Origin of the sequence: Gimesia panareensis, from assembly GCF_007748155.1 — a bacterium.
Classification (GTDB): domain Bacteria; phylum Planctomycetota; class Planctomycetia; order Planctomycetales; family Planctomycetaceae; genus Gimesia; species Gimesia panareensis.
The window spans coordinates 4,040,828-4,059,705 of record NZ_CP037421.1; the positions used below are offsets into that span (position 1 = coordinate 4,040,828).

At 55.2% G+C, this 18,878-nt stretch carries 16 protein-coding genes; 11 read left to right on the top strand and 5 right to left on the bottom strand.

Features of this window, described 5'->3' with window-relative positions:
- Positions 1-141 precede the first annotated feature (141 nt).
- Positions 142-765 carry an FMN-binding negative transcriptional regulator gene (locus Enr10x_RS15020; protein WP_145450503.1) on the top strand — a complete coding sequence of 208 codons (624 nt, stop codon included), beginning with the start codon at positions 142-144 and terminating at the stop codon, positions 763-765.
- On the opposite strand, the gene rny is transcribed toward Enr10x_RS15020, so the two are convergent.
- On the bottom strand, positions 762-2,309 hold the full coding sequence (gene rny, locus Enr10x_RS15025) for a ribonuclease Y (protein WP_145450505.1): 1,548 nt from the start codon (positions 2,307-2,309) through the stop codon (positions 762-764). The two genes, Enr10x_RS15020 and rny, sit on opposite strands and share 4 nt — an antisense overlap.
- A gap of 1,002 nt (positions 2,310-3,311) precedes the next feature.
- Between rny and tilS the strand changes: the two genes are divergently transcribed.
- From tilS to Enr10x_RS15055, 6 genes are all read left to right on the top strand, one after another.
- Positions 3,312-4,385: a tRNA lysidine(34) synthetase TilS gene (gene tilS, locus Enr10x_RS15030; protein WP_145450507.1), complete on the top strand. Its 1,074-nt coding sequence runs from the start codon at positions 3,312-3,314 to the stop codon at positions 4,383-4,385.
- A 282-nt stretch (positions 4,386-4,667) separates the two neighbouring features.
- Positions 4,668-6,233: an MFS transporter gene (locus Enr10x_RS15035; protein WP_145450509.1), complete on the top strand. Its 1,566-nt coding sequence runs from the start codon at positions 4,668-4,670 to the stop codon at positions 6,231-6,233.
- A gap of 284 nt (positions 6,234-6,517) precedes the next feature.
- Entirely contained in the window at positions 6,518-7,747 is a 1,230-nt protein-coding gene (locus tag Enr10x_RS15040) for a threonine synthase (protein ID WP_145450511.1), read from the top strand.
- 38 nt (positions 7,748-7,785) lie between these two features.
- Positions 7,786-8,736, top strand: a complete 951-nt coding sequence (locus Enr10x_RS15045) for a hydroxyacid dehydrogenase (RefSeq protein WP_145450513.1) — start codon at positions 7,786-7,788, stop codon at positions 8,734-8,736.
- Between the two features lie 18 nt (positions 8,737-8,754).
- Positions 8,755-10,206 carry an MFS transporter gene (locus Enr10x_RS15050; RefSeq protein WP_145450514.1) on the top strand — a complete coding sequence of 484 codons (1,452 nt, stop codon included), beginning with the start codon at positions 8,755-8,757 and terminating at the stop codon, positions 10,204-10,206.
- Positions 10,207-10,289: 83 nt separating this feature from the next.
- A complete protein-coding gene (locus tag Enr10x_RS15055) occupies positions 10,290-11,141 on the top strand; it encodes a sulfite exporter TauE/SafE family protein (RefSeq protein ID WP_145450516.1) in 852 nt (283 codons plus the stop codon).
- On the opposite strand, the gene Enr10x_RS15060 is transcribed toward Enr10x_RS15055, so the two are convergent.
- Together Enr10x_RS15060 and Enr10x_RS15065 are read right to left on the bottom strand one after the other, a co-directional pair.
- On the bottom strand, positions 11,111-11,809 hold the full coding sequence (locus tag Enr10x_RS15060) for a TIGR04282 family arsenosugar biosynthesis glycosyltransferase (protein WP_145450518.1): 699 nt from the start codon (positions 11,807-11,809) through the stop codon (positions 11,111-11,113). The two genes, Enr10x_RS15055 and Enr10x_RS15060, sit on opposite strands and share 31 nt — an antisense overlap.
- Positions 11,773-12,516 carry a TIGR04283 family arsenosugar biosynthesis glycosyltransferase gene (locus Enr10x_RS15065; RefSeq protein WP_197997215.1) on the bottom strand — a complete coding sequence of 248 codons (744 nt, stop codon included), beginning with the start codon at positions 12,514-12,516 and terminating at the stop codon, positions 11,773-11,775. The genes Enr10x_RS15060 and Enr10x_RS15065 overlap by 37 nt, the downstream gene beginning before the upstream one ends.
- 240 nt (positions 12,517-12,756) lie before the next feature.
- Between Enr10x_RS15065 and Enr10x_RS15070 the strand changes: the two genes are divergently transcribed.
- The 4 genes from Enr10x_RS15070 (at position 12,757) to Enr10x_RS15085 (ending at position 16,778) form a co-directional block, all read left to right on the top strand.
- The gene (locus tag Enr10x_RS15070) at positions 12,757-13,935 is read left to right on the top strand and encodes a methyltransferase domain-containing protein (protein ID WP_145450522.1); all 1,179 of its coding nucleotides are present in this window, start codon (positions 12,757-12,759) and stop codon (positions 13,933-13,935) included.
- A gap of 47 nt (positions 13,936-13,982) precedes the next feature.
- Positions 13,983-15,029: an arsenosugar biosynthesis radical SAM (seleno)protein ArsS gene (arsS, locus tag Enr10x_RS15075; RefSeq protein WP_145450524.1), complete on the top strand. Its 1,047-nt coding sequence runs from the start codon at positions 13,983-13,985 to the stop codon at positions 15,027-15,029.
- Positions 15,030-15,507: 478 nt separating this feature from the next.
- Positions 15,508-15,792: a hypothetical protein gene (locus Enr10x_RS29980; protein ID WP_197997216.1), complete on the top strand. Its 285-nt coding sequence runs from the start codon at positions 15,508-15,510 to the stop codon at positions 15,790-15,792.
- A gap of 164 nt (positions 15,793-15,956) precedes the next feature.
- Positions 15,957-16,778: a purine-nucleoside phosphorylase gene (locus Enr10x_RS15085; protein WP_145106258.1), complete on the top strand. Its 822-nt coding sequence runs from the start codon at positions 15,957-15,959 to the stop codon at positions 16,776-16,778.
- Between the two features lie 47 nt (positions 16,779-16,825).
- Here Enr10x_RS15085 and Enr10x_RS15090 read toward each other — a convergent pair whose 3' ends face one another.
- Positions 16,826-17,851 (bottom strand): NAD-dependent epimerase/dehydratase family protein, encoded by a 1,026-nt coding sequence (locus tag Enr10x_RS15090; protein WP_145450526.1) that lies wholly within the window; start codon positions 17,849-17,851, stop codon positions 16,826-16,828.
- Positions 17,848-18,792 (bottom strand): UDP-glucuronic acid decarboxylase family protein, encoded by a 945-nt coding sequence (locus Enr10x_RS15095; RefSeq protein ID WP_145450528.1) that lies wholly within the window; start codon positions 18,790-18,792, stop codon positions 17,848-17,850. The genes Enr10x_RS15090 and Enr10x_RS15095 overlap by 4 nt, the downstream gene beginning before the upstream one ends.
- Between the last annotated feature and the right edge of the window lie 86 nt (positions 18,793-18,878).

The following is an 18,878-nucleotide window of genomic DNA, read 5'->3' on the forward strand; positions in this document are numbered from 1 at the left end:
GCCTCACAATGATGGCAGTCACTTCAAGTTAAAGTAATCGTGTCCGAAATGGTAGTCTGACGAACCTGTGGACCATCCTCGTTGTCTGAACTGAATGAAGTGTCCGAATCCCTGCTCCGTAACACAGGACCCTATTTTCCCATGTATATTCCAGCCGCCTTTGCCGAAACTGATGCAAGCCGACTTCACCCGTTTCTCGAACAGCACAGCTTCGCCACCCTGGTCACCAGCCGCGAGGGTGAGCCGTTCGCCTCGCATCTGCCGCTGTTACTGGAGCGCAACGCGGGTCAGCAGGGACAATTACTGGGGCATTTTGCCAAAGCGAATCCACAGGCGGAGACTCCGGACAACGAAAGCGTACTGGCGATCTTCCACGGTCCGCATGCCTACATTTCGCCCACCTGGTATGAGTCTGCTAATACGGTCCCCACCTGGAACTACCAGGCAGTACACATTTACGGACGCTATTCCCGCATCACAGATCCCGCAGAACTGAAACAGGTGATCGATAAAACGGTGCAGTTTTATGAAGCGGCGCAACCGGCCCCCTGGTCAATGGAGATTCCGGATGCAGAGTTTACAGAAGGATTACTGCAGGGCATTGTCGGCTTCCGGATTGAGATCGAACGGATCGAGGGCAAATTCAAACTGAGCCAGAACCATGCAGTGGAGCGTCGAGAGAAAGTGATTGACGCGTTAAAAAAACAGAGCAGCGACGACGCCCAGGCCATCGCTGCTCTGATGAAAGCAGATCTCCCCGCTTAGCGGGCGTATTCGACTGTGCGTGATTCCCGCATCACGGTCACCCGGATCTCACCGGGATAGGTTAACGTATCTTCGATTGCCTTGGCGATGTCCTTACACATTTTAGCCGCTTCGCGATCGTTGACCTGATCGGCATCGACAATCACGCGGACTTCACGACCGGCCTGAATCGCATAGGTGTGGTCGACGCCCGGGAAACCGCAGACGAGCGTTTCCAGTTCTTCGAGTCGGCGGACATACTTTTCCAGCGTGTCCCGACGGGCACCGGGGCGCGAGGCGGAACAGGCGTCCGCGGCAGCGACGAGTACGGTGTAGATGTAATCGGGGCGAATGTCATCGTGGTGGCCGGCGGCAGCGTGCACGACTTCCTGGCATTCGCCGTACCGCTTGAGCAACTGGGCACCGACGGCGGGGTGTCCCCCTTCCATTTCGTGGTCCGCTGCTTTACCGATGTCATGAAACAGTCCGCAGCGGCGGGCCAGTGTCCCATCCAGTCCCAGCTGTTCTGCCATGATACCGGTCAGCGCGGAGACCTCGATCGAGTGCCGGAGCACATTCTGGCTGTAGCTCGTACGGAAGTGCAGACGTCCCAGCAGGTCAATCAGTTTGGGATGCACGCCGGAAATGTTAACTTCCTGGCAGGCATTCTGGCCCATCGTCTGAATGTACTCTTCGAGTTCCTTCTGCGTTTCTTCAACCACTTCCTCAATGCGGGCGGGGTGAATACGGCCGTCGTTGACCAGTTTCTGCAGTGACATTTTCCCGATCTGACGCCGCACGTTATCGAAAGCCGAGACGACGACCACACCCGGTGTATCGTCGACGATGACGTCCACGCCGGTCGCTTTTTCGAAAGCCCGGATGTTGCGGCCTTCCCGACCGATGATCCGCCCTTTCATTTCCTCTTCGGGCAGTTCGACCGTGGAGACCGTCGTTTCCGCCACGTGGCCGGAGGCGAACCGCTGGACCGCCATGCCGATGGTCTCGCGGGCGATTTTGTCACAGGACTGCTTCAGCTCATTCTGATACTTCAGGATCAGGCCGCCGGTTTCATTTTTGAGATCGTTTTCCAGGCGATCCAGCAGCATCTGGGAGGCGGTTTCGCGATCCAGACCGCTGATTTTGAACAGCTCTTCCTGCTGCGATTTCAGGGCGCGTTCCAGTTCCTGTTCCCGGGCTTCGACTGCTTTGGAGCGGGAGGCGAGCTTGGACTGGGTGGCCTGGATCATGGATTCTTTCTTGAGGAAATCGGCCTGCTGATCTTCCAGGGCACTTTCGCGTTTGCTGAGTTTTTTCTCGACGGCCCAGAGCTCTTCGCGCTGCTTGTTGACATCTTCTTCCAGCGCTTCGCGACGCTTCAGTAATTCTTCTTTGGCTTCCAGCTTCTGGCTTTTGAGCAGGTTTTCGGCATCGAGTTCGGCCTGTTTAAGGATCTGTTGATAAGACTGGTAGGCAGACCCGCGTCGAATCCGGTCTATGAAATAACCGATGACGACACCGACAATGAGCGCCAGAGTTGCTCCGATAGCGACTTCTGTAAACATATTCCAGGTGCTTCCTATGCGCCTTTGGTGAAAGCCCCTTTCCTGCCGGATGTCATTTGGCGTTGACATTCAACAGAGACAAAACCGTACGTTTCTGGAATCTCCAGTCCTGGAGATCAGAGCAGAACGATGCATGTTGTCAGGAATTTCTCAGAATGACAGGAGCGTCTGGGAGTTTCTGATTTATCGTAAAAGATGTCCGAATAAAGAAATGAAATTCAAATGACAGCTTTAACTCAGCAGTAGTCTAAAACAAGGTGAATTTGAACAACAAACAGATGGCCCGCGCAAGTGCCTGCTAACGACGGCGGAAATATCTCCGATCAGAGCGCACCTTCACGGGTACCTTAGACCGTAAGTCGATTCCCAAACAAGACAGAATTTGACGCACCAGCTCATGCCGCTCAGTCAGTTGCGTCTGAACATCAGCAGGGAATGAGCTATCGTCCGTCCAGAGACGGGACGTTCGTGAACGAATCAGCGTCGGCAATTGTTTCGCCACTTTTGTGAAGAGAACATAAATTGCAAGGATTGTCTCATTGAGAATACCAAACATTGTTGATTCTCCAATTCAACTGTACTTGAAACTACTTAAGAAACTCGTACTGCACAGCCTCTGATTCGACACTGCAGCTGAATTCAACTTTCAGTGTCGTAAACAGTTCTGTAACAATGCTCCCGATCAAGCCAGGAAATGCCGAAAGGAAACTTAAAAATAAAAAACAATGAAACTATTATGAAAAGCCCACTCCAGAACATCCAGAAAAAAACAGGAAACATCGCCCGATTCCCAAAGTTCTTCGCTTTCGAAATCAAAGAGATGAAATTGTCTGTAACTTGAATGACAGAGTAAACTTCTCGCAAATTTCCAGTTTCATGGTAACAAGAGATTTCCGGTTGCGATAGTATATTGTCATAAATATTGGTTCAATTTCCAATCTCAAAAATCAGCGTTTCTTCCTCTGAGCGCTCCCCTTCCTCCAGACAGAATATTGGTTCCCCATGAATGAGTTTGTCTCAGCAGTCCAACTTGGCTGGCGCGCCTGCGAGCAGCGGATGGCCGCTGAGAACTCGCCCTTGCCAGACATTAGTCCACCTGCAGGTCAAGGCTCGGGAACCCTGATTGCCGTCTCGGGCGGGGCCGACAGCATGGCGCTATTGCGAGCGCTGCTGGAGTGGAATCTCTCTGCCGAGAATGACTGTCTGACAGGTCCGCTGGTGATTGCCCATCTGAATCATGGACTCCGGGGCGCAGACTCCGACGCGGATGCAGACTGGCTGGAAGAGACCTGCCAGGCGTTCTCACTCCCCTGCGTGATCGAAAAACAGGAGCTCATGATCCAACAGGAGGGGACCAGCGAGGGACTGGAAGAACTGAGCCGCAAGGCCCGCTATGAATTTTTGATCCGCACCGCGCAGAAGTATCAATGCACGCGGATTGCAGTCGCCCACACCCGTGACGACCAGGCGGAAACCGTATTACATCACATTGTCCGCGGCACCGGAATCGCCGGTCTGCGGGGCATTCCCCGGATCCGGTTACTGGCGGAAAACCTGTATCTCGTGCGTCCCCTGCTCGACTGCAGCCGCGAAGAGGTCGTCCAATATCTCAAGCAATGCGGGCAGACATTTCGTACGGATGCGTCCAATGCTGACCCGCGATTTACCCGCAATCGCATTCGTCATCAGTTATTGCCATTATTGAAAGCAGAATTCAATCCCGCCGTCGTGCAGGCGCTGCAGCGTCTGTCTCAACAGGCAGAGGAAGTGACCGCCGTGATCTCTGAAGATGTCGCGCGGATTTTACAGCGTGCAACCCTCGATCAGAACCGCGACACCTGGCGGCTGGATTGTGATCAACTGGTCGAGGTCCCCGATTATCTGGTGAAACAGTGTTTTCTCAAAATCTGGCAGGAGATGCACTGGTCGCGGAAGCGGATGGGCTTCGATCACTGGCAGCGGCTGCTGGAATTGACCCGCGACGGCCAGAAAATTCACCTGCCCGACCAGATTGAAGCGGAACGACGGGAACGACTGCTGATTCTGCGTAAGCTGCCCGCTCGAGAACGTGCCTGAAATCTGCGAATCTGACAAACATTCGCATTCCCGCATACGTATTGTGGAAATCTCGAACGGGGTTGGTTAGAATCTGGCGTTGCTGATCAACCTGTAACCCGCGTTTGCGCGAAACAATGCCTTTCAGAGCAGTGGGTTGCGCTAAGTCGTTGTCGTGTGCTCAAGACCATTCGAAACATCCATTCCTGATCGGCAGCCTCCTGTTTCGCTTGTAACGATCAACACTTGAACCACACATTGCACTTATAATCTCGCCCTCAATCTAACAAAGAAGTCGCAACTATGAACAATAACAAATCGCTGTTTATTGCGAGTTTTATGACACTCATCGCCGCCGGTGTCGGGTTCGCCATCCGGGGAGGGATCCTCGGTGACTGGGGTGCCCAATATGGCTTTACCAAATTCGACCTGGGAACGATTACCGGGGGTGGCCTGGTCGGCTTCGGTGTCGTGATTCTACTGGCCAGCCTGATCACCGATAACATCGGGTACAAGCCGCTCCTGCTGCTGGCGTTTATTCTGCATGTGCTGTCGGCCCTGGTGACGTTCGCTGCCACTCCGGTCTTTGAAAGCATGGGAAAAGACGCGACCTACTGGTGTCTTTATATCGGGATGTTCATGTTCGCGGTTGCCAACGGTCTGTGTGAAGCGGTGATCAATCCGCTGGTGGCGACACTTTATCCCCGTCAGAAAACTCACTACCTCAACATTCTGCACGCCGGTTGGCCAGGTGGTCTGATCGTGGGGGGGATTATCGCTGCGATTTATACGAATATGAAGGGCGACGTCGCCAGCCTGCGGTGGGAAATGCCCATGGCAGTCTTTCTGATCCCGACCCTGATCTACGGTTTCATTGTGATCAAACAGAAGTTCCCGCAATCGGAAGCCAAGTCGGCAGGCGTCAGTTTTGGTCAGATGTTGCTGACGTTTGCCAGCCCGCTGTTGTTATTCCTGCTCCTGCTGCATGCCTGTGTCGGTTATGTGGAACTGGGAACGGACAGCTGGATCGCCAGCATCACTGAATCGATTCTGAAAAAATCAGGCGAGGGTCAGGGCCTGTACCTGTTCATCTACGCGTCTTCAATCATGTTCGTGCTGCGATTCTTTGCCGGTCCGATTGTAGAAAAAATCAACCCGCTGGGGCTGCTGTTCGTGAGTGCCTGCTTCGGTTCGGTCGGACTCTACATGATTGGTTCTTCGGAAGGGGTCCTCTGGGTCTGGATCGCGGTGACCGTGTATGGTCTGGGGAAAACCTTCCTCTGGCCCACAATGCTGGGTGTGGTTGGCGAACTGTTTCCCAAAGGGGGCGCGATAACCATGGGCGCGATGGGGGGTATCGGCATGCTTTCCGCCGGCCTGCTCGGTGGACCGGGTATCGGGTACAACCAGGATTACTTCGCGACTGAAAAACTGGAAGAAATTTCACCGCAGGCTTATGAACGCTACTCAGTGGCTAAAGCCAACGGTTTTCTGTTCCTGCCCAAGATCAAGGGGCTGGATGGTTCGAAAGTCAGCGTGCTGAATAATGATGGCAAGGATCTGGAGAAGAAAGTAGAACAGCTGGAAAAAGAGGGCAAAACTGATGAGTACATCTCGAACCTCAACAGCTGGTGGCAGGGAGCGGAAGCGTTCGCTCCGGAAGACATCGGCCCGGTTGACAAAGCCGGCATCTACGGCGGTCGGATGGCTCTGAAGTGCACCGCCCTGGTTCCGTTGGTCATGGCGATCGGCTACCTGATCCTGGTGCTCTACTTCTACACCAAGGGTGGCTACAAAGCCGAAGTGCTGCACGGCGAAGAACCGGACGGCGAACACTACACCGGTGGTGTGGAAGGTCCCGTCGAATAAGGGCCGCTTTGTGCCTGAGGAAGTTCACGAACGACCACTCTTTGGGGGTGGTCGTTCTTTTTTTCAGACTTGAAATGTGATCTTTTGATCGATCAGCAGCGCGAGACTAACCTCCCCTTGGATTTGGAGCTGTCAAGCGACTCCGGAAAAAACATTCGACAGTGCCGATGGGTTGACTTTTCCAGCTTAAGCTGGATAACAGAACTATATTTACGATTATTCCCCGCCTTGAAATCGAAACTATCGTTTTATCGATCCTTCTTTCAGATAACAGGTTCGTTCCCATGCAAGACCCTTTCCCTGAATCTCCCACATTTGTCACCCATCTTGAATGTGGCATGCAGCATGACCACTATGAAGCTGATCAGTTACACGGTCTGTCCAAAGCGGGCAAGCCCCTGCTCGTAAAATACGATCTGGATGGCATCAAACAGTCGGTCAGCAAGGAAGACCTGGCAGCCCGGCCGGCGACACTCTGGCGATACCGCGAATTTCTGCCAGTCCGCAAATCGGAAAACATCGTCAGCCTGGGTGAAATCCACACGCCGCTGATTCCCGTGCCCCGTCTGCAGGGAGGTAAAGGAACGGTCTGGATCAAGGACGAAGGTCGTCTTCCCACCGGTTCATTCAAAGCCCGCGGCCTGTGCATGGCGGTCTCGATGGCCAAGGAACTGGGTGTGACGAAAGTCGCGATGCCCACCAACGGCAACGCAGGGGCGGCGCTCGCCGCTTATGGTACGCGAGCCGGCATGAAGTCTTACATCTTCTGTCCCGCGGATACTCCCGAAATCAACGTTCGTGAAATCGCCGCCCAGGGAGCAAACGTCTGGCGGGTGAATGGACTGATCAACGACTGTGGTAAAATTGTGGGTGAAGGGAAAGATAAAGTCGGCTGGTTCGATTTCTCGACACTCAAAGAACCCTATCGCATCGAAGGTAAGAAGACGATGGGCCTGGAACTGGCTGACCAGATGGGCTGGGAAGTTCCCGATGTGATCTTCTACCCGACCGGCGGTGGTACAGGGTTGATCGGTATGTGGAAGGCCTTCAACGAACTCAAAGAGATGGGCTGGCTGACCGGTAAACTGCCCCAGATGGTCGCCGTCCAGGCATCGGGCTGTGCTCCGATGGTCAAGGCCTACGAAGCCGGTGAAGAACACGCACCGCTCTGGGAGAACGCCCATACGATCGCATCGGGGATTCGCGTCCCGGTCGCGGTAGGCGACTTCCTGATCCTCCGCGCAGTCCGGGAAAGCAATGGCTTCGCGACCGCCGTCGATGACGACAAAATTTCGGCCGCCCTCGACGAATGTTCGCAGAAGGAAGGTTTCCTGATGTGTCCCGAAGGAGCCGCAACCTACGCCGCCTACAAACAGGAACTGGAATCCGGCCGGGTCAGCCCGGATGAGAGCGCAGTGCTGTTCAACTGTGCGACCGGATTGAAATACCCACTGCCTCCCGCAGATCAGTCGATCGACATCAACGAGCCCGTTGATTACTCGATGTTCGATTGAAACAGACACCCCGAACTGACAGCAGCAGGAAGTAAGCCATGAGCGATGTGCTGGTGACCGAAAATATTCAGGGGGCATCCATGAACGATCTGATGCAGGATCTGGATGTCGAATTTGATGCCTATCTCTGGCAGAACGTCAATTTGCTGAAGCAGAAGCTCGAGCAGGCTCAGGCGTTGATCGTCCGGAATCAGACGAAAGTCAACCAGGAGCTGATCGATGCGGCTCCGAACCTGAAAATCATTGCCCGGGCCGGTGCCGGCCTGGATAACGTGGATACCGCGTACGCGAAAGAGAAAGGGATTGTCGTCAGCTACACGCCGGATGCCAATTCGCTTTCCGTGGCGGAGCTCACCCTCGGACTGATGCTGGCCCTGCTGCGAAAGATTCCCGAAGCCCGCCAGGACACACTGACGGGAGGCTGGAACCGGGTGAAATTTACCGGTTGTGAACTGCACGGCAAAACGCTGGGCCTGATCGGCATGGGACGGATCGGCACGCTGACCGCGACCCGCGCCCGGGCCTTCGGAATGAAGATTATCGCTGCTGATCCGTATCTGAAAGCCGATGCCCCCCATTTGCAAGAGCTCGACGGCAAACTGGTTTCGCTGGATGAGCTTTTGGCACAAGCCGATGTCATCACCTGTCACAGTCCGCTGACGCCGGACACCCGAAAGATGTTGACCTACCAGCATTTCAGCAAGATGAAACCGGAAGCGTTTTTCATCAATACCTCGCGGGGTGAAGTCGTCGACGAACGGGGACTGATCCAGGCGCTGATGGAACACAAGCTCGCTGGTGCGGCACTGGATGTACGGGAAACCGAGCCTCCGCACCAGAGCGCCCTGAATCAACTGGAGAATGTCATCCTGACACCGCACATTGCCGCCTTCACCCTGGAAGCACAGGAGCGGGTGGTCGAAGCGGTCTGTGAAGACGTGCGACTCGTGCTGAGCGGGAAGCCGGCCGTGAATGTATTTCAATCTTAAACTGAAAGCACCAGCCTGATGCAAGACGAACTCAAAGAAGACAAGTGGTACCATGGCATTTCGCGCTACCAGTGGCTGGTGCTGATCATTGCTTCCCTGGGCTGGGTCTTTGACGTCTTCGAAGGTCAGATTTTTGTTGCCAGCATGAACGAGGCGATGCCTTCGCTGATACGAGTCGAACCTCTGAGTGAAGAAGAGCTCCAGGATCCCCAGAAGGTTGCAGCGCATGATAAAGAGATTAAGGGGCGCAATGCACTCTACAATAATATCGCGCTGGGAGCCTTCCTGATCGGTGGTGCGCTGGGAGGCATTGCCTTTGGTGCCTTGAGCGACCGCATCGGCCGCAAAAAGACGATGTCGCTGACGATTCTGTTCTATTCGTTCTTTACCTGCCTCTCGGCGCTGTCGCAGGAATGGTGGCAGCTGGCGGGGTTTCGATTTCTCGTGGCCCTCGGTGTGGGGGGCGAGTGGGCGGTGGCGAGTACCCTGGTGGCGGAATCCTTTCCGCCTAAAGCACGGGCCCGCGTGGGGAGTATCTTCCACGCCTCCAGTGTGCTGGGTACCTACCTCGCGATTCTGGCGGGGGCCTTCATTATTGGTAACGAACGCATCCTGGACTATGCCAAAGAAGCCGGCATGCCCAGCATGCCCTGGCGTGTGGGTTTCGCCCTGGGTGTCGTCCCCTCATTCCTGATTATCTGGATCCGTCGCTCGATGCACGAACCGGAATCCTGGAAGCATGCCCAGGAAGCAGCCAAGGAAGGCAGCGGACAGAAGATGGGATCCATTTTCGACCTGGTGTTACCCGAGTATGTCAAAAGTACCTGCATCGGTGTCCTGCTGGCGGCGATCGGTCTGGCCACGTTCTGGGGCGTGCACATCTATGGTAAGAACGCGTTCCTGAATGTGGTTCAAGCGGACTACCTGGCCGAACAGTTTCCCGGACAGACTGATGTGCCTGCGGAAGAAACCAAAGCCTATCTGGAATCCATCAAAGCAACACTCAAAAAATGGGAAATGCTGGGGATGTTCCTGGCAACCACCGGGGGCGGACTGGGCCTGCTGGCCTTTGGTCCGATCTGTGAATGGGTCGGCCGTCGCGGTGCGTTTTTCCTGTTTCATGTGGGCGGCCTGATCAGTGCGTTACTGCTGTTCCAGGTATTTCATAATGCGACCGTGATCGGCTGCTTCCTCCCCGTATTTGGTTTTCTGACACTCGGGATGCACGCCGGCTATGCGATTTACTTCCCCGAACTTTATCCCACCCGCATGCGGGGCACCGGAACCGGCTTCTGCTTCAACGCCGGTCGCATCCTGGCTGCGCCGATTCTGTTCATCGGGGGCTGGATGCAGAAGGACTGGGGCTACACTCTGGCGGAAACCGCGACGACTCTGAGTATGCTGTATATCGTGGGTGCGATCCTGCCCTTCTTTGCCAGAGAAACCAAGGGCAGCGAACTGATGGAATAGTTCCGTCCCCAGTCCTGCCTGCGCTCACTTTTGTCTGACCGAGTCACACCGCTGGTGGGACTCATTATTACGTGTATAAAACAATGATGTTTTCCGATCCACAGTTGTGGTTATTCGTTCTGGCGGCTGTTTTCTGTTCTGCGTTGATCCAGGGAATTATCGGCTTCGGTTATGCCATTGTGGCGATGGCGGTGCTGCCTCTGTTACTCAACTTTCGCGAAGCGAACCTGCTCGTGGCGTACAGCATTGTGCTGCCTGTGATCTGGACGTTCTGGGCTTACCGCAGGCATTCGAACCTGAAGCTGCTGGCGGGAGCCATCATCGGTTCGCTGGTGGGACTCCCCCTGGGGCTGCTGACATTCACCCTGATCGATCTGGATTACCTGGTGCGGGGCACCGGACTGGTGATTCTGCTGATCGTTGTCGACGGTTTCTTTCAAAAGCCAGTGCATGTGGAGGAGGGACCTCAGAAAGCATCTTCGGTCTGGAGCACATTTGCGGGGTTCTGCAGTGGCTTCCTGGCGGGATCGACGAGTATCGCGGGGCCGCCGATCGTGATTTATGCGATTCGTCAGCCCTGGACGCAGGAGCAATACAAGGGCTTCATCTTCGGCTTCTTCATCATGATTTCCATCTCGCGGGCCATCGGCCTGGCACTGATGGGGTTCGCGACGCCGCCCGTGCTGGTGACGACTGCGGTGATCGTTCCCTTTGTCTTTCTGGGAACGAAACTGGGACTGATGCTCGGCCCTAAAATCAACCCGGTGCTGTTCAAGCGGTGCCTGCTCTCACTGCTGGCGGTCAGCTCGCTGTACATGCTCATTCAGGGCAAGCCGGCTGTGCCCGAGGAAGAAGAGGCACCGATGGTGGAAATCATCGAACAAAAGGATGGCAAGCCGGAGATTCAGACCTTCCCGGAAAAATCGACTCCCTGAATCCATTCCAGAATCTGCCGCTGTTCCGGCAGCAATGTTTCCTGCTGCTGCAGTTCCTGTTGCAGAAGGGGCAGTTCCTGTACTGTATCCACATCGGTCAGGACAGGCAGTCGCTGCACACTTCCCCGTGGCTCCAGCTGTTTACAAAGCACAGAGGCCGTCTCGCTGACGCTGTAAGGCACGCTGCACCAGAGATCCTGCGAGAGACAGACGGTGGTCCCGAACAGATAGAAGCCACCGTCGGCTGCGGGCCCCAGCACAAAACGGGGCGACTCAGCTGGTGTGGTGAGAATGTCAATCGCTTCCGTCAGGTAAGCCACCGGCAGTTGTGGCGCATCGGCACCCAGGAAGATGACAAAATCGTGTTGTTCCAGCAACCGTTGATTGATAAACGCCAGCCTGCGGCCCAGGCCCCCTGCCCCTTGAGAGATGGTGGCAAAGTCGCTCCAGAGTGGATCGTCACAGGCGTCCGGTTCCGCGACGGCCCAGAAGGGTGTGACTGATGACTGATTGGAGGCTGCCTGGACGACGGCCTGGACAGCCCGCGCGGAGTTCACGTGAAACTGTTCCGCGGCCTGCTGACCGATGTCGGCCGCCAGCCTGGTTTTGAGTGGTGAATAACCGGGAGTCTTTACGAAGACGGCGATTGCGCCCTGCGGTGAAACCATGATCGAAAACGTTCTTTGATGAGAAGAAAAAACTGCGGCATCGCCTGACAGGCCGTGAGCCAGAGATGTGTGAGCGTGACTTTCAACCAGCCCCGCTCCCGATATTTGCGGGCACTTGTGGTAATGTCTGCCCCGGTGCAATGTAAACGAATTCCCTGCTGGCGGGCTTTCCAGACGAGCAAATGATCTTCGCCGTAGGGAGCCGATTCGTCAAACCCGCCGAGTGCAAAAAACGAATCCCGCTGCAGGCAGAGTCCCTGATCGCCAAACGGCATGCCCAGACAGTGTGAGCGAAACCAGACACCCCAGCGATTGAGCTGCATCAGGAAAAAACTCTGTTCCTGAAACTGCAGGTTAAAATAATGCACGGCCCCGGGAGCCGCCTGCAGGGATTTGATCAACTGTGCAACACTCTCGAGGGGCAGTCGCGAGTCGGCATGCAGAAACAGCAGGAACGGCTGTCGTGCCAGTGCGGCTCCCTGGTTCATCTGCACGGCGCGACCGATGGCACTCTGCTGCCAACTGCAGCGCGGACGGACGGAAGAACCTTGCAGACTCTCTTCCCAGCCAGCAGGCTGCGGACCATTGGAGACAAACAGGAACTCAGTGGACTCCGGAAACGCACTCAGGTCGGGCAGCAGCTCCTGCCAGGAATCATCTCCCTGCAGGACCGGGATCACGACGGAAATCTCAACGGCCGGGTTCATGTTGCTGCCTGAACTCGCTTTTTTAAAGAGGGATCGCAAAAATGTGAACTGCTTCACAGCTTGATTCCTCATCATAGTCCATGCTGGAATCCTCAAGAAGTCGCCTCTCGAGGGAAAGGCAATGTTTCTTGAATTTCCGCTGTCGAGTATACTGAGACCAGACTGCGACTCAGGCAGACACGTTCTCACTTCGGAAATTCCATCGCTTTCAGAGCGAAACGGAAAGGAATGCGCAACAAGATGAATTCTGTCAACACGCGACAGCAGACGACCGAAGAGGCATCGGTCTACAATCGTTATGCCAGTGCCGCCCAGGAACGCGAACAGGCCCTGTGCTGCCCGGTGCAATACAATCCCGCCTATCTGTCGATCATCCCTGAAGAAATCCTGGAAAAAGATTACGGTTGCGGTGATCCGTCCGCTTATGTCTCCCCCGGGGATACCGTCCTCGATCTGGGATCGGGAGGCGGCAAGATCTGTTACATCGCGTCCCAGATTGTCGGTCCGGAAGGGCGCGTGATCGGCGTTGACTGCAATGCAGAGATGCTGGCCCTGGCACGAAAATATCAACAGCAGGTCGCCGATCAGCTGGGCTATGCCAATGTGGAATTTCGCTGCGGAATGATTCAAGACCTGCAGCTGGATCTGGACCAGTTGAACCAGGAGCTGGCTGCGCACCCGGTGGATAATCAGTCACGCTGGCTGGAGCTGCGCGATCTGGAAGATCGGCTGCGGCGGGAGGCCCCGCTGATTGCGAATGCGTCCGTAGACTGCGTTGTTTCCAACTGTGTCTTGAATCTGGTGCGGGAAGCAGACCGCGGCCAACTGCTGCAGGAAGTCTTTCGGGTGTTGAAACGGGGCGGCAAAGCGGTGATCAGTGATATTGTCTGTGATGAAGATGTACCGCAGGAGATGCGCGACGATCCCACGCTCTGGTCGGGCTGCCTGTCGGGCGCGTTCCGCGAAGATGCTTTTCTGGCAGCATTTGAAGCGGCCGGCTTCCACGGAATCGAAATCCTGAAACGGGACGAACAGCCCTGGCAGACCGTGAACGGCATCGAATTCCGTTCCGTCACCGTCTCGGCTTATAAAGGGAAACAGGGCCCCTGCCTCGAACGAAACCAGGCGGTCATTTATCGTGGTCCGTTCAAAAAAGTCGAAGACGACGACGGGCACCTTTATTTCCGCGGGCAGCGGATGGCCGTCTGTGACAAAACCTTCAAACTGCTGCAGGAAGGCGCCTACGCCGGCCAGTTTTATGCGGTTGCTCCCTACCAGGAGATTCCGCTGGAAGCAGCACGCGAGATGGACTGTCGTCGGAACGCGATCCGACATCCACAGGAAACCAAGGGAAAGGATTTTGACCTGACCAGTCAGATCCTGGATTCCTGCTGCACTCCAGATGGTGGCTGCTGCTGAGCGGACGACACGCCCTTTTATGCTGAAACGGAAGATCAGGAACGTTTATGGCTTCACTCACCCTGCTGCGACAACAGAGCAAACTGGCTGATCCCCGCGAGCAGTTACGCATCCTCGACACCCAGGATCAGGTGCCGCGGTTCGCTGAGCAACTGAAACAGCATCAGCTTCCCCTGCTGCAGGCTGCGACGCTGGAGACTCTGCAGGTTAACCTGGGACGGCTCTGTAACATGACCTGTGAGCACTGTCACGTGGACGCCGGCCCGGACCGCAGGGAGATCATGCAGATTGAAAACGTCGAGCACTGCCTGCGTGCTTTAGCACATCCCGGATTTGCGACCCTGGATCTGACGGGGGGTGCACCGGAGATGAATCCTCATTTTCGGCTGATGGTCACCCGCGGGCGTGAGATGGGAAAACGGATCATTGACCGCTGCAACCTGACGATTCTGCTCGCACCGGGTTACCAGGATCTGCCGGAATTCCTGGCGGCACAGGAAGTCGAGATCGTCGCATCCCTGCCCTGTTATCTCGAAGAGAACACAGATGCACAACGCGGCAGTGGCGCTTTCCAGAAGTCGATTCAGGCACTTCAGCGACTGAACGAAGTCGGTTACGGTGTCGCTGATTCCTCTTTAAAACTGACGCTGGTCTATAACCCGGTCGGTTACTCCCTGCCCCCCGATCAGGGACAGTTGGAAGCCGCCTACCGGGAGCAGTTGCGCACGCGGTTCGGGATCGAATTTACGAACCTGATCACAATCACCAACATGCCCATCAGTCGCTACCTGAGCGAACTGGTCGAGCAGGATCGTCTGGAAGCATACATGTCACGGCTGGTGGAGGCGTTCAACCCGGAAACGGTCCCGGGGGTGATGTGCCGCTCACTGATTTCAGTCGACTGGGAGGGTTATCTCTACGACTGTGACTTCAACCAGATGCTCGCCCTGCCGGTCTCCCTGCCCGAGCGGAGACATATCAGAGATTTTGATTATGCCTCCCTGGCTGAGCGGAAGATCGTCACGCAGCGGCACTGCTACGGCTGCACGGCGGGGGCGGGATCGAGCTGCGGCGGAGCGTTGAATACTCGCTGAAAAACCAGCAGTGGGGTCTTTCCCGACCGATTCTTCGTCTTCCCGAGACGGCAATCCGCGACAATAACGGTATGAAGTTCATTTGAAGATTACATGAATCCAGACCGGCGGCTTGGAACCGTCAAGTCCGCTATTCATCTTATCACTACGGATTCTCCTCCCGAAAACTGACAACCCCCGGCGGATTTTTTTTTGCCCGACAACGCAAAACGGCGATTTTTTCCTCATGTGATTCCATCACTCAGACGGAAATAGTTCTATATATTTTCAGTTCGATTTTTTCGCACTTGACAAAGGAAAATAAATATAATAATGGGAATATTCTGGGCAGTAGATTTCGCTGAATTTCTGCTGGATCAGTCCCTCCCGAACGTTGATTTTATTCCCCCGAGAATGATTGACATAGGGCTTCCGAAACCGGTAAAAATCGTTAAGAGAATCTGGAAAGAACATACAACGAATCTACGAGGATGTAACTGTGTTAATAGCTGATCCCCTTCATACCGAATCCCCTGAAGAGCTTGAAACGTTCTCGGATGAGCTCCCCACCGTTTTCTTTTCACTCGACGATGATGAAGAAAACATAGGCTTTGATGACCTGGAAGACATCGACGACGACGAGTTCGACGACGACGATGATGACTTCGATGATGATGATGAAGAAGAAGACGAAGACTTCGACGATGAAGAAGATGATGATGACTTCGATGATGACGACGACTTCGACGACGACTTCGATGATGATGAGGACGACCTGTACTAGGTCACCCCATCCCTAAGCTGAGAGGCGCGCGGTTGAGAATCATCCAGCGGCGGGCCTGACTCTCCTGCTTACCCGTGAGCGGCACGCGATCCACTCTTCCAGTCAGCCTGTGAGTATCGTCGCTTCAATCGGCTTCCTTAAGAACTCCACCGAAAGAACATGACATGCAGGGATTGGTTGAACAAGTCAACGATGCGATCGAATTTCTCAAGCCCCGGGTCAGCCAGATGCCGCGCATCGGTCTGATTCTGGGAACCGGCCTGGGTGACTTTACAAAGCAGATCGAGCAGGACATCACCATTCCTTACCAGGAGATTCCGCACTTTCCCCGTTCCACGGTGGAATCACACGCTGGACAACTGGTGTTTGGCAGCCTGCATGGCAATCCCCTGGTCGCGATGGAAGGCCGCTTTCACTTCTACGAAGGTTATTCCATGAAGGAAGTCACCTTTCCGGTTCGGGTGATGCAGGCTCTGGGAGTCGAAACACTGATCATCACTAACGCTGCCGGGGGGATGAATCCCCAATATCGGCTGGCCGACATCATGATCATCGAGGATCAGATCAATCTGATGGGCGACAATCCACTGCGCGGCGTGAACGACGATCGGCTGGGGATTCGTTTCCCGGACATGTGTGCTCCCTACGATCAGGAACTGATCAAGCTGACCGAACAGACCGCCCTGGAACTGCAGATCCGCACGCAGACCGGTGTGTTCGTGGCCGTCGCGGGCCCCAACCTGGAAACACGGGCCGAATATCGTATGCTGCGATTGATGGGTGCGGACTGCGTGGGCATGTCGACCGTTCCGGAATGCATCGTGGCCAATCACGCTTCCATGCGGGTGCTGGGTCTGTCGGTAGTGACCGACCTGTGTCTGCCTGATGCCCTGGAGCCGGTGGAGATCAGCAAGATTCTGGCAGTCGCCGCGGACGGGGGAGAAAAGCTGGCCCGACTGATCCCCCGCATCATCGAACAGATGTAGACCGGCAACACTGGTCGCATCACGTTTCACCTGCTGCCGCCGTCTGATTATGTCTGCGGGGTTCCATAGTAGGAACGGTACCACTCGACAAAGCGATCGATACCCTCTTCGATGGAAGTCGCAGGTGCGAATCCAGTCGCCTGCTGCAGTTCTGAAATGTCGGCGTAAGTCTCCAGCACATCGCCGGGCTGCATCGGATAATTTTCCCGGATTGCAGGCTGACCGACACTCTGTTCAATCACTTCAATCAACCGGGACAATCCCACCGGCTGATGATTGCCGATGTTATACAATCGGTATGGCGCTTCGGTCTGCCGGTCCAGTTCCTGTGGAGTCAGCGAAGAATCGGGAACGCTGCGCTGTGGAATCTGCTCCATGACGCCCAGGACTCCGGCCACGATATCATCTACGTAGGTGAAATCGCGTTTCAGGTTTCCATGGTTGAAGACCTTGATCGGCGTCCCTTCCAGAATAGCTTTTGTAAACAGGTGCACTGCCATATCGGGGCGGCCCCAGGGACCGTACACGGTAAAGAATCGCAGCCCCGTGGTAGGCAGATCATACAGGTGACTGTAACTGTGCGCGATGAGTTCGTCGGCCCGCTTGGTCGCTGCATACAGGCTGACCGGATGGTCAACCGGGTCGTCTGTCGCATACGGCGTCTTTTTATTGGCACCGTACACCGAACTGGACGATGCATAGACCAGGTGCGCAATCTGACTCTGGCGGCAATGCTCGAGCAGATTCACGAAGCCGACCACATTACTCTGCACGTACTCCAGCGGTTTCAGCAGGGAATTGCGAACGCCCACCTCTGCCGCCAGGTGGATCACTTTGTCAAAGGGATCGCCATCAAACAGTCGATCGAAAGCCGCGACGTCAGCGAGGTCGATTTCCTCAAACTGGAACTGCTCCGACTCCTGCAGCAGTTGCAGCCGGTCCCGTTTCAGCTGCACCGAATAGTGGCTGTTGAGATTATCGATTCCCGTGACACGATGTCCGCCTGCGAGGAGCTGAGACGTGACATGGAACCCGATGAAACCGGCCGCACCTGTCACCAGAATATGACTCATGCTGATTCCTGATTCATCAGTTGCCGATAATACTCAACCGTTTTGCCCAGTCCTTCCTGCAGGGAAACCCGGGGCTCCCACTTCAGAATGGTTTTGGCCTTGGTGATATCAGGGCAGCGCTGCTTGGGATCATCCTGAGGCAGCGGTTCGTAGGCGAGCTTCGAATCGGAATCGACGTTCTGCAGGACCGCTTCCGCCAGTTCCAGCATCGTGTTTTCCACCGGATTCCCGATGTTGACCGGGCCGGTGGTCTCTTCCTGCTCCATCATTTTCAGAAAGCCACTGATCAGGTCATCGACGTAGCAGAAGGAACGGGTCTGCTGTCCATCGCCATAGATGGTGATCGGTTCGCCCCGCAGTGCCTGGTTGATGAAGTTGGAAATCACGCGGCCGTCATTGGGATCCATCCGCGGCCCATAGGTATTGAAGATCCGGACAATCCGGATGGGCACATTGTGGGCATGGTGGTAGTTGACGCACAGCGATTCCGCGATGCGTTTGCCTTCGTCGTAGCAGCTGCGCGGCCCGAGGGGATTTACATTGCCCCAGTACTCCTCGACCTGGGGATGCACATTGGGATCGCCGTACACTTCGGAAGTGGATGCGTGCAGAACTTTGGCCCGGCAGCGTTTCGCCAGCCCGAGCACGTTGACCATGCCGACAGTCGAAGTTTTGATGGTCTTGATTGGATTGTACTGATAGGCAACGGGCGACGCGGGACAGGCCAGGTTGTAAATCTCATTGACTTCCAGATAGATCGGATGCACGATATCGTGACGGATCACTTCAAAACGGGGATGCCCGATCAGATGTGCGATGTTTCGCTTATTGCCGGTAAAGAAATTGTCCACACAAATGACGTTTTTCCCCTGCTCGATCAGTCGATCGCACAGGTGGCTTCCCAGAAATCCAGCACCGCCGGTCACTAATACAGAATTCATCAGTCGCTTATCGTCCTTCAGCTTGAATGGGAATGGATCAGAGAACTACGAGGTTCACAGGTAATTGGAAAACACCCGAGGGGTGC

Coding starts and splice junctions, on each gene's coding strand:
- Enr10x_RS15050 (WP_145450514.1), top strand. CDS start 8,755: ATGCAAGACGAACTCAAAGAAGACAAGTGGTACCATGGCATTTCGCGC.
- arsS (WP_145450524.1), top strand. CDS start 13,983: ATGGCTTCACTCACCCTGCTGCGACAACAGAGCAAACTGGCTGATCCC.
- Enr10x_RS15060 (WP_145450518.1), bottom strand. CDS start 11,809: ATGGTTTCACCGCAGGGCGCAATCGCCGTCTTCGTAAAGACTCCCGGT.
- Enr10x_RS15055 (WP_145450516.1), top strand. CDS start 10,290: ATGATGTTTTCCGATCCACAGTTGTGGTTATTCGTTCTGGCGGCTGTT.
- Enr10x_RS15020 (WP_145450503.1), top strand. CDS start 142: ATGTATATTCCAGCCGCCTTTGCCGAAACTGATGCAAGCCGACTTCAC.
- Enr10x_RS15090 (WP_145450526.1), bottom strand. CDS start 17,851: ATGAGTCATATTCTGGTGACAGGTGCGGCCGGTTTCATCGGGTTCCAT.
- rny (WP_145450505.1), bottom strand. CDS start 2,309: ATGTTTACAGAAGTCGCTATCGGAGCAACTCTGGCGCTCATTGTCGGT.
- Enr10x_RS15045 (WP_145450513.1), top strand. CDS start 7,786: ATGAGCGATGTGCTGGTGACCGAAAATATTCAGGGGGCATCCATGAAC.
- tilS (WP_145450507.1), top strand. CDS start 3,312: ATGAATGAGTTTGTCTCAGCAGTCCAACTTGGCTGGCGCGCCTGCGAG.
- Enr10x_RS15065 (WP_197997215.1), bottom strand. CDS start 12,516: ATGAACCCGGCCGTTGAGATTTCCGTCGTGATCCCGGTCCTGCAGGGA.
- Enr10x_RS15085 (WP_145106258.1), top strand. CDS start 15,957: ATGCAGGGATTGGTTGAACAAGTCAACGATGCGATCGAATTTCTCAAG.
- Enr10x_RS15095 (WP_145450528.1), bottom strand. CDS start 18,792: ATGAATTCTGTATTAGTGACCGGCGGTGCTGGATTTCTGGGAAGCCAC.
- Enr10x_RS15040 (WP_145450511.1), top strand. CDS start 6,518: ATGCAAGACCCTTTCCCTGAATCTCCCACATTTGTCACCCATCTTGAA.
- Enr10x_RS15035 (WP_145450509.1), top strand. CDS start 4,668: ATGAACAATAACAAATCGCTGTTTATTGCGAGTTTTATGACACTCATC.
- Enr10x_RS15070 (WP_145450522.1), top strand. CDS start 12,757: ATGAATTCTGTCAACACGCGACAGCAGACGACCGAAGAGGCATCGGTC.